The organism is Rhodoferax sp. GW822-FHT02A01, from assembly GCF_038784515.1.
Classification (GTDB): Bacteria; Pseudomonadota; Gammaproteobacteria; order Burkholderiales; family Burkholderiaceae_C; genus Allorhodoferax.
Window position 1 is genome coordinate 5,252,753 of sequence record NZ_CP152376.1, and the last position, 11,487, is coordinate 5,264,239.

6 protein-coding genes are annotated in these 11,487 nt (G+C 52.3%); 4 read left to right on the plus strand and 2 right to left on the minus strand.

All coding sequences use genetic code 11. From position 1 onward, the window contains the following. Positions 1-14 precede the first annotated feature (14 nt). The 4 genes from AAGF34_RS24810 to AAGF34_RS24825 all read left to right on the plus strand — a co-directional run bounded on the left by AAGF34_RS24810 (position 15) and on the right by AAGF34_RS24825 (position 5,967). Positions 15-2,276, plus strand: a complete 2,262-nt coding sequence (locus AAGF34_RS24810) for a type I secretion system permease/ATPase (protein ID WP_342618388.1) — start codon at positions 15-17, stop codon at positions 2,274-2,276. Then, positions 2,273-3,616: an HlyD family type I secretion periplasmic adaptor subunit gene (locus AAGF34_RS24815; protein WP_342618389.1), complete on the plus strand. Its 1,344-nt coding sequence runs from the start codon at positions 2,273-2,275 to the stop codon at positions 3,614-3,616. Before AAGF34_RS24810 ends, AAGF34_RS24815 begins: the two co-directional genes overlap by 4 nt. Positions 3,617-3,824: 208 nt before the next feature. Further along, a complete protein-coding gene (locus tag AAGF34_RS24820; RefSeq protein WP_342621176.1) occupies positions 3,825-5,060 on the plus strand; it encodes a TolC family protein in 1,236 nt (411 codons plus the stop codon). A 436-nt stretch (positions 5,061-5,496) separates the two neighbouring features. Beyond that, positions 5,497-5,967 carry a hypothetical protein gene (locus tag AAGF34_RS24825; RefSeq protein WP_342618390.1) on the plus strand — a complete coding sequence of 157 codons (471 nt, stop codon included), beginning with the start codon at positions 5,497-5,499 and terminating at the stop codon, positions 5,965-5,967. 1,030 nt (positions 5,968-6,997) lie between these two features. Here AAGF34_RS24825 and AAGF34_RS24830 read toward each other — a convergent pair. Both AAGF34_RS24830 and AAGF34_RS24835 read right to left on the minus strand, forming a co-directional pair. Beyond that, positions 6,998-9,100: a hypothetical protein gene (locus AAGF34_RS24830; RefSeq protein ID WP_342618391.1), complete on the minus strand. Its 2,103-nt coding sequence runs from the start codon at positions 9,098-9,100 to the stop codon at positions 6,998-7,000. Continuing rightward, positions 9,090-11,486 carry an ATP-binding protein gene (locus AAGF34_RS24835; protein ID WP_342618392.1) on the minus strand — a complete coding sequence of 799 codons (2,397 nt, stop codon included), beginning with the start codon at positions 11,484-11,486 and terminating at the stop codon, positions 9,090-9,092. The genes AAGF34_RS24830 and AAGF34_RS24835 overlap by 11 nt, the downstream gene beginning before the upstream one ends. Between the last annotated feature and the right edge of the window lies 1 nt (position 11,487).

Genomic DNA, 11,487 nt, shown 5'->3' on the forward strand with positions numbered 1-11,487 from the left:
AAAATGGATAAAAAATGGAAACCAGGGAAAAAGAAATAGATTCAGGTCTGGGCTGCCTGCTCATGATGGCGAGCCTGCATGGCATTGCAGCCGACGAAGCAGCACTGAGGCACGAATTCGGCAACGAGCCCTTCTCTGCCTTGCGTATCCTGCTGGCCGCCAAACACCTGGGCATCAAAGGCCAGCAAGTCGCCCAACCGGCGGATCGACTCGACCGCGCCCCGTTACCGGCCATTGCACTGGACAACGAAGGCCGCTTCTTCATCCTCGGCAAATACGATGCGGGGAAGAATTCGGGCAATGCAGCCAATGACAGCAATGCGCAGACTGCGGGCCCCGAACCCAAGCTACTGATCCAACGCCCTGGCGAGCCGCCTGCAGTATTGACCTTGGGCAGCTTCCTGGCGTGTTGGTCCGGGCAGTTGATCCTGCTCACCTCCAAGGCCAACTTCGCCACGGAGACCGCCAAATTCGATTTCACCTGGTTCATCCCCGCAGTCGTCAAATACCGCAAACTCCTGGGGGAAGTGATCCTGATCTCACTGGTACTGCAGCTCATCGGCCTAGTCACCCCTATGTTCTTCCAGGTCGTGATGGACAAGGTGCTGGTCAACCATGCAATGAAGACGCTTAATGTGATCGCCATTGGCCTGATCATGGCAAACATGTTTGAGGCTACCTTGACGGCCATCCGCACCTGGGTCTTTGCCAATACCAGCAGCAAAATCGACGTTGAACTCGGCGCCCGGCTGTTCCGCCATTTGCTCAACCTCCCCATTGCCTACTTCCAAGCAAGACGTGTAGGCGACTCCGTGGCCCGCATCCGCGAGCTGGAAAACATCCGCAGCTTCCTCACCGGCAACGCCATCACCCTGCTGATGGATCTACTGTTCTCCTTCATCTTCCTGGCCGTCATGCTCTGGTACAGCGCTTGGCTGACCCTGATCGTAGTGGTCTCTATCCCGGTGTACCTGGCCATCTCCCTGGTTTTCACTCCCATCATCCGGGCCCGTCTGAATGACAAATTCAACCGTAGCGCAGAAAACCAATCCTTCCTAGTTGAAACCATCAGCGGCATCGACACCGTCAAGGCCATGGCCGTGGAGCCGCGCTGGGTGCACAAGTGGGAACAGCAATTGGCCTCCTACGTCACCTCCGGCCTGTCCGTCACCAACGCCGGCATGCTGGCCAGCGGCAGCGTCACCCTGGTCAGCAAATTGGTTACCGCCACCATCATGTGGGTCGGCGCCTCCCTGGTCGTCGACGGCACCATGACCGTGGGCGAACTGGTAGCCTTCAACATGCTCTCCGGCCAGGTGTCTTCTCCCATCCTGCGCCTAGCCCAGTTGTGGAACGACTTCCAGCAGGTAGGCATCTCCATGAGCCGCCTGGGCGACATCCTGAACGCCCGCACCGAAGTGTCCGGTCAAAAGACGCGCATTCCGCGCCTGGCAGGCGCCATTGAATTTGACCAGGTCTCGTTTCGCTACCGTCCCGATGCGCCGGATGTCATCCGCGCCATCAACCTCAAAATCAATCCTGGTGAAGTCATTGGCATCGTTGGTCGCTCGGGCTCCGGCAAGTCGACTCTCACCAAACTTGTGCAGCGCCTGTATGTGCCTGACCGCGGTCGCGTGTTGGTGGATGGCCAGGACATCGCCATCATTGACACCACATCGCTGCGCCATCAGATCGGTGTGGTCCTACAGGAAAACACCCTTTTCACCCGCAGCATTCGCGACAACATCGCCCTGTCCAACCCGGCCCTATCGATCGAAGCCATCATCGAAGCCGCAAAGCTGGCTGGCGCCCACGAATTCATCTGCGAGCTGCCCGAGGGCTACGACACCCAAGTCGGCGAACACGGCACGGGACTCTCCGGCGGACAACGCCAGCGCGTCGCCATTGCCCGCGCCCTTATCAGCAACCCACGTGTCCTGATCTTCGACGAAGCCACCAGTGCATTGGACTACGAGTCAGAAAAAATCATCCAGGACAATATGCGCCTGATCTGCAAGGGCCGCACGGTACTCATCATTGCCCACCGCTTGTCAGCCGTGCGAGATGCCAATCGCATTGTGGTTATGGATCGCGGCCAGATTGCCGAGCAAGGCAGCCACACCGAGCTGCTACGCAACCCCAATGGCATTTATCGCCATCTGTATCAGTTGCAGCAGGGCATCCAAGGGGGCGTGGCCGTTGCCGCTCCCCAGCCGAAAGCCGCGCATCCTGTCGCCGGCGTCTTGCCCACTCAGTCCACGTTGGTTCAGACATGACCCTGAAGCACCGAGGTCAGGCCTACGTGGAACTGCTGCGCCGCTACAAAACGATCTTTGTCCACCACTGGCAGCATCGGCATGCGCTGAGCGCACTGGACTTGTCCGAACACGAAGCTGAGTTCCTACCAGCAGCACTGTCCCTACAAACCAAACCGGTGTCCCCGGCCTCCCGGCTGCTGGCCAGAGTCTTGATGCTACTGGTGGTCGCACTTGTAACCTGGTCCGTTATCGGCAAAATCGATATCGTCGTCACCGCCACTGGCAAAGTCATCCCCAGCGGCTATACGAAAACCATCGCCTCGGTGGACGTCGCCAGCGTGCGTGCGCTGTACGTTCAAGAAGGCCAGCAGGTCAAGGCTGGAGATGTGCTGATCGAACTCGATACCAGCGCCACCGATGCGGAGCGTGACAAGGCGCAGGGTGACACCTTGGCCGCGCTGCTGCAGGCCGCCCGTGCCCAGGCCCTGATTTCAGCCATCGACACTGGGCGACCACCCCATCTGGCGGCGATGCCTCAAATTTCCCAAGACCTGTGGCGCGCAGAAAATAAGCACCTCGAAGGCCAGTACCGCGACTACCAGGCCAAGCTACAACGCCTGGATGGCGACATCACGCGCTACAGCCAGGCCCTGCCGCTGGCAACCCAGGTAGCCTCCGACTACAAAGGCCTGCTGGCCGACCACGATGTCTCCTACCACGCTTGGCTGGAGAAGGAACAAGCTCGCGTAGATCTGGCTGGCCAGTTAGCGGATGCCCGAAACCAGCGCACAGCCCTGATCGAAGAGACTCGCCGCACCGCCTACGACCAGCTCACCGATGGCAGCAAGGCCGCGGCGTCGTCCACGCAGGATGCCTTGCGCTCGGACGCGCACAGCAAGCTGTTGAAACTGACCGCCCCTGTGAACGGCACGGTGCAGCAATTGGAAGTGCATACCGTGGGTGGCGTGGTCGCGGCAGCAACCCCCTTGATGCAGATCGTGCCGCAAAGCACCCAGGTTGAGGTCGAGGCCTTCATGGACAATAAGGATGTAGGCTTTGCGCAAGAGGGGCAGAACGCCGAAGTCAAGGTCGATGCGTTTGAATACACTAAATACGGCACCCTTAAAGGCCACGTCGTCCATGTGTCGCGCGATGCGATTAAGGATGACAAGAAGGGTTGGATCTACTCCACCAAGATCGCACTCGATCAATCGAGCATCAATGTGGACGGCAAGAACATGCTGCTGTCGGCCGGCATGACCACCAATGTGGAGATCAAAACGGGGGATAGGCGCATCATTGAATATGTGCTGAGCCCCCTGATCCGGCACCAGCGGGAAAGCTTTAATGAACGCTAGGTTGGCGACGCATAGCCGTACTCGGAAAGTGGTAACGGCTTGTCTAACAATTTGCCTATTGTCAGTAGCCCCATGGGCTTTTGCGGTGGACCTCATTGCACCGTTTCAAGATCCACTGAATGCGCTACCGTCCACCCTTGCCACAGGTGTGACACTGCCAGGCGATGCTCAGCCAGTGGTGTGTGCATCGGACCCAGATACAAGTGGTGTGTTGACATTGGGCAATGCCATCGATCTGGCACTGTGCAACAACCCGCAGCTTCGATCCAGTTGGGCGGCCATCAAGGTGCAAGCGGGCGCTCTGGGTGAAGCGAAGGCAACTTACCTACCCACTCTGTCTGCAACGCTGAACAAACAGGAAACCACGACGGAGTATGTCGGCGCCCGTTCTCCGGCCACGGTGGTGGACGGACAAAGCAACTATGCCAGCCTGTCCTGGCGTTTACTGGATTTCGGTGGACGCCATGCCAACCAGGAGGCGGCCAACGACCTGCTGCTTGCAGCCCTGGCCAACCATGACGCCGCCTTACAAAAGACATTGGGGCAAGTGATTCAGGCGTACTTCGATGCGCAAACCGCCCGCGCTACGGTGAAAGCCAAGGAGGAAGAGGAAGCGATTGCGCGCAACACCTTGGAGAGTGCCATGCGCCGCGAAGCGCATGGCACGGCGTCGCATGCAGATACCTTGCAGGCCATCACTGCCCTGGCCAAGGCCAGCCTGGACAAGAACAGGTCCTTGGGCTCCTGGCAAAAGAATCTGGCCATCCTGGTCTATGCAATAGGCATCAGACCGCAGACACAACTCATATTGGCCGACGACCCTCAAGACTACGACACTCTTGATGAAAAGAGTTTACAAGCTTGGATGGACACGGCCGAGCAAAGTCACCCCGCCATACGGGCCGCCCGCGCGCAATGGGAGGCTGCCCTTCAAAAGGTCGCGGCGACACGCTCGGAGGGTATGCCGGTGCTTGATTTCTCTGCTAATTACTACCAAAACGGCTACCCTGGTCAAGGATTATCGGCAGTGTCATCCAACGTGGGCACCGTAGGGATTGCGATCACGGTTCCACTGTTCGACGGGTTCTCGCGGACCTACAAGATTCGCGGGGCGCAGGCGCAGGCAGAGCAGCGGGAGGGTGATTTGCTCGACACGAGGCACAACACATTGATGGCGGTTGTTCAGGCGCATGCAGATGCACTGGCGGCGGTACGCAATCTGGAGTCTTCTCAGACGTTGCTGAGCGCAGCGCAGGAATCACTGGCAAGTTCGCAACGCCGATACGACAAGGGGGCTGCCAGTATCGTGGAGATACTGAATACCCAGGCGACGCTGGCGGACGCGCAGCAGGAGCGAATTCGATGTTTGTCCGAATGGCGCTCGGCTCGGTTGCATCTATTGACCAGTGCTGGCGTGATGGGGCGGGAGGTGATTGCCAAGTGAATCCCAGAGTTTAGGATCGATGTATTGACTGAGTTCGGTATACCTGTTTGAAATATACAAATTTATGAATGGCATTGGCTGGAGCAAGTTGGGGTAGTCACTGGAATATGCACTTGATGACTAAAGGTTGCGCTGAACGCAGTTAAAAAGTCCATAAAGAAGCGCTTTGAGTACCTCCTAAACGGTATGTCTTATGTTGGTCCGGAGGCTCTGGAGTATTTTGATTCGGGAGGCAGAGTTACCGAAGATCTGCGATCTCCAGAAGGCCGAGACACTCAAACTCGCTATTTTTGGTCCCGGATGCAGCTCAGTTTCGCTGTGAAATAGAAATTAACTTTCAATTTACCAACTTGTTATTAAGTCTTACATGCAATATTGCACATAATTGCGATGTAATTGAGTCGCGTGGGCGTTAGATAAGAAGGGAGAAGCAGCGATGAAAAAAACAAAGAATAAGAAAAGTTATAGCAAATCAAATCGTGACACTCGCAATATGGTCATGCTAACCGCCAATCCGGTCTGGCGTGCATTTGCGAAGCGACCAGTTTCACAGACGACCCAGACCAGTATTGGCCTTGCTGGTCGGATGGCACTTTATGCGCTTACAAGTGGTGACGGACAGTTTGAGCACTTCAGAGAACTCGTTGTTACCGCTCATGCTGGCATCGTCTTAGCAGAGCAAGGATATGGAAATGAGATGCTTAGCTATTTCAATCAGGCTTTGGATACCATCCTCGAATGTCGTGTAAGAGCGCTGAATGGAGGGCGCTATAGCCTTAGTGAGCAAGAGAGCCAGACTGTGAATACACTTTTGGAACTTCACGAGCAGCAAGTTCAGCTGTCTGAGAAAGCAGAATTGGCTTCAGCAATCGTTGAAGCGTACCGTAGGGCACAAGAGGCTGTTTAAAAAGACCGGCATATGATTTCAGACATTTTCGGAGCCCCATTTTTTCGGCTTGGCCGCGATAGCAGCCATTCATTAACAGTCGCCAGTTTGATACGATTGCAGCCATGTCAGACCTGTTTTTCCTCCGAACGGAGCTGCCAGCTGTTGATTCCAGCGTCAAACTGAGTCAGAGGGGATGCGGCGTAAAACTTGGACTGGTTTATGCCGCAATCCCAAGGCTCGCCCGGTACTCCAAAGGGCTAGACATGTCGCTGACTGCAGTACTGCGGCGCATGAACAGTGATGAAGAAAAACCGATTTGGGTGGCCGTCAATGGAGACGGGATCACAGTGCATGGGTTACGGTCCACGTTTCGGATGTAGGCCGCTGAAGAAACCGCCTATCCACGCGAGGTTGCTGAATACGCCTTGGCCCACCAATTGCCGGATGCGGTGGAGCGAGCCTATCAACGGGGCACTCAGTTTGACAAGCGAAAAGCGCCTGTTACTGAATGGGGGGTATCTTTTGCGCTAAAGTTGCCGCAAATACTTCCTGAAATGTCCAAGCAGCGGGCCCATGGATGCCATGGTCACCTTTGTCTTGTACTTCGCCCGTCACATTAACTCGACATAGTCTCTCACCCAGACTGATGCGGGGTGAGAGACTATGTTGTTTGGCGCGGTCTGCAATCACAGTAATTTATTGCACATCCAAAATTCCCACCCTAGCCCGGTGTAAGGGGCCGAGTAGAACTAGATTGTAATATCTGCGGACTATCACTGGACACACTCTCACTGGAGCATGTCCAGTTCACCCGCACGACAGATGCTTATGGCCAGGAACGCCCAAAATATGTCTTCTTTTATCTGGTCGGTTGCAGACCAGCTGCGCTATGTCTTTTGATTCAGAAAACCAACCGATGCTCGTTTGAACACAATTCGAAAGAAATGGAGTGCTATGTGAGCAGGATGCTCTTAAAAAGACTCGCCAAATAGCAAAGAAAAAATGAATACAAGTGGCGCAATTGAAGCAGCGTAACTATTGACGTGGCTCACGCTGCCGTGGCGGCCGGTGGAACCTGGATGTCGGCGGTGGGACCTATGTATGTTGGGCATATGGCAGTCAAGGTACCCTCAGCAGCTTGGACCGATGTCTCCGCGGCCATCGGCTTTGCTGCGTTGGGATCGAAGTCCGCAGGCTCCTCCGCCGTTAAATCGTCCTCAAACACAATTAGGAGCCGTGTATCACGGTCCTTTTTTGTTTTGCTTGCATTGCGGATGGTCTGAAATGGAGTTACAGCCTGCCGCCCGGGCACAAACGCCACAACCTTTCCGATTTCGTTTATCTCTTCCAGCGGAAAAGCGGTCACATCATTTTTATCGCGGTTTGGCTTGGGAACTTTTTGCCGAAATCCTTGAAGAGCATCAACAATGGCGTCACCTGAAACCTTACGCAGAATATCCACCTTATCTGCAGTGGAGTTTGCATCCAACCAACTAGAAAGATTCTCTAAAATCTTTCCGACCGCAGGGTCGGAAAGGACGTAGGTGACATAGGTATCGTCATCATCCACCAGTTCTGCAAGCGCACCCGCATCCAAACTATCGCTCTTAAATATTAGCTTCCATCGCGTACCGTCGGAAACGTAAGACCTAACATGGCGCGGCGCAAGCATGCTTGGAGGACGCTGAGTGCCGATGCGGCTTAGATCAGAAGTTACCGCATGCTGGAGTTGCACTGCATACACTGGGCGCAACCTGCCGATACGAACATAATGACAGTCTGCCCCTTTAAATTTGTTTCGTTCTTCATCATCCCAAACGTGGATTCTTTTTCGATCCCAAGTAATGAGAATGCTCTTTTCAGAATCACGTGGATTTGGCATGATGACAACAGGTAGTGCCCCTCGGGCGTTCGGAATTTCACCTGGCACGAAATCCGTGACAACTCCTTCACACAGTAGTATATTCATACCGGCCATGGACTCAGGACGGACCATATCGCAGGCAGGCGTAATTACAACAAAAGCTCTAGATGGTGACGTTGTATTCAACGATTGAGCTTCGCAAAAAATGTCTCCGAGGTAAAAATACCCATTACCTGGCCCGCGTACAAGAGACTCCTCTGCCAACAAACGCTTCTGCGAATGAAGCATACTGGCAGAGTACAGCTTAGCAGCAGGAGTTGTTAAACCAAACCTGGCGCGCGGCAATTTTTGCACCTTCAAGTCTTCGATGCCTTTGTACAACTCCCAGATTTCGGCCGTCCCCTCAACTTCATGCGCCAGAAACTCAAGCAAGAGTTCGACTATGTAGCTGCCGATAGTGGTCTTCTCGATGGCAACCGTGTTGTGATACAGGACGAAATAATCTGCCAAATCAAGAGCTCGCAACTCCTCCATCACGCTCTGGAATGCAGTACCAAGTGATGATTCCAGTAAATTTATGCTGTCTCGCAATTTCCCAATTTGAGGGATCGCACGGGTGTTACTTGCAAGCAAAACCGAGAGAGCCGTTGCATCACTGAATGTAGCCTTATCTACCGCTTCGAACTCAGACTGAAACAGCTCAGCGTCTTTTCTGAATGGCTCTCGTTGCAGTGGAAGATGGACGGAAAGCGAAGACATTAGGAATACAAATGGCTTGCATTGAGGCACCTTGGATCTAAGAGTAGCGACCACCTGCACCGCATCTTTATGGTCAACAACAGGGTTGCTATCTTTCAACTTCAGGTCAATAAAGACCAATTGCGGAATAGGATGGCTGCTGGGGTCATAAGCAGCACCAAAAGGAATACAGTTCAAGCCTTCGCCGGTCAACAAGTCAATCAACGGCTGGATAAGACTAAGTTTGCCGGAACGGTATCTTTCAAAATCTCCAAACAAGGCTTCTTTGCTGTTGTCTGACAGCTTTGGCTTATCAAGATAGAGTTTTGAAAAATTGTCAGCTAAGCCAAGCGCTTTCCGAATGTCCTCCTCATCATTTCTTATATTCAAAGATGTGGCGATAGCTTCAAGATCTTCATTAGAGGAATTATCGAGAAATACTTGAATTTCACTCCCTTCCGGTGCTTTGTCCGGACTTTTATCAAACGCATCATCGATTATATGAACACATGTGATACCGCTTGCTGCAAAAACTGTTTTAAGATTCATCTGCGCCCTCCTTGAGTTCCAGCTCAAACGTGTTATATCTATTTTTATGGGGAATCCCGATTGCGATCAAATTCAATGAACCGCCCATCGCCTCTGCATTTTGCCTGGCGATGTAAAGACCTAAACCTTGCCTTCGAGCCGCACTGCCTTTCTTTGTCGAGAAAAAGGCTTCAAATACTGATTCTGCGCGTTCCTTTGGTATTCCTGGGCCATTGTCTGCATAAATGACCCGAGGTGGATCAGACAATATCGTCACAACAATCTCAGGCTTAAAGCTAGGATGCTCTTTCTTATGTACGTCCATCCAATACACAGAATTTGCAATTAGGTTTTCAATGATTTGAACCAAATGGCCTTCAACAATAAAGCCTACGGTGGCTAAATTGGATACCTCGTTCATTCGGAAGGAGATGTTATGCCGATCGACACCAAATTGTGCAATATGACCATCAAATATGTAGCTGATGATCGGCGCCAGACGTTGCACACTCCTTCGAAATCGTGCAGAAATAGCAAGCGGCTCTAACGCAACCAAACGCTTCTGAATAACTTTGATTTGAGAGCTGAGGGTCTTTAGCGACGAAGATGCATCAACTCCAATGTTCTTACGACTCAAATCTTTTAGCGTCGACTGAGTAAGTTCTGTAGCACGTGCAAGTTCATGCGCAATCATTTCCACTAATAATCCGATGCCAGCAAGCTGAGTTAGCCGTTCCTTTTCTTCCTCAATTGCCCCAATACGCTGGACAGCGCGTTCGTGTGCATCCTTGATTTCCAGAAACGCATCCTTTACCTCAGCAAGCAATCTCGCTTCACCGGTGTAGTGTTGGCGAATTTCTTTAATCGAAGTTGTTGCTCGCTCTTCGAGCGTTTGTACAACTGTAGACTCACTTACTGTATCGAATGCAAGTTCAGACGTTTTCTTCTGCACGCGAATGACGTCGTTCAAATAGTCATGCCACCAAGTGGAGACGAGCTCGTGCAACGTAGATATCAGTGCTTCCTTCTCGGGGGACTCAATTAAACCTTGGCGATTGGTTTGGTCCAACAACTTTGGATTTTCCAGCCTCCCGATAGTAACACGCCCTATGATTTGCTTGGTATTGAGCTTGTAGCCACTCGCTGATAAGGCCTCCATATCAAGATGAAGCCAATCGTCACCCTCGCCCCCATATGGCAATACCCGATAGCCATCTCGAAATAGACAAATTCCTGTCCACGCCTTTACCAGCTTCCTTACTTCCTCTCGGTCTCCAATTCCGGCGATTGCTTTTAACCTTTGCCGGTTAAACCAGTACAACTCAAACTTAAAACTGCCCAGTGACTTCAGTACGCTCCAAGGTTGACCGTTGTCTTTCAGGCCAGACATTGACATCAAATCAGTGAGGTCAAAAGAAAAATCTCTGGGCAGTCCATTGTAAAGTTCCGAATTAATTGTGGCCGTCAAGGCGGGTTTACATGTCTCTTTATCAAAGAAGTAGCTTCCCGTGCACTTAGCATGTGCGTGCTTCAGCAAATCGTTCGCGACCGACCTGGGCGAACTGATTGCTACACCATTTATTGACAGTCGAACCCGGAACCGTCTGGTCTCCTCCCACGAAAATGGGTCTGCCATGCGGGCTATTTCGTCGCGCGCAATATTTCGTAATCGAGATACAGACCAACTTGATCGCAAATCTGAAACCGTTATTCGCGTTCCGGAATCACCCTTTCTTTTGGGTTTCCCGCTCTTAGTTTCAATTTGAACCGACGATGCCTCGGCATCGTCTGCCTCTTCGAACTTACGCCAGTCTATGTCCAGAACGTTCGTTTCGATGTCTGCAGTAGTTGCCGTCTCAACACGTACCCGCCAACCCAGTCTCATCACTGAGAGGCGACCAACACCCTTCTCACCAAGGTAAGGTGGTCTTTTTTCACCATTACGGAGCGACTCTCTTACAGCCTTTGCCCTATGCGTTGTTCCAATAGTCAGATAGATATCATGCAAATCACTGCGCGACATCCCAGTACCGCTATCGATAAAAGTTATTCGATTGCAGGTTTTGTATGCTTCAAGAGCGCGCCTCTTGAGGCCATCTTTGGATCTTGATCCATCGATTGCATTGAAAAATGTCTCTTTCAGCGTTTCCTCGGCTTCAGAATTAATCTTTGACTTGAACTTCTCCTTAAGCTCCTCCAAAGATGTCTCATCTTCTTCCAAATCTATAAGAGTCATGCAGGAGGCGAAATCTGACTCGCGTATTACGATATCAAATTCAATCTCGACGCCATCTTTAGAGTTCGCATCTATAGCATTCTTTACTAGCTCGTAAATTGCTACTCCATCGGAAGATATGAGATCTGACCCAAGATGCAGAATGGTTCGAGCGGTGATTGTGAAGGACATA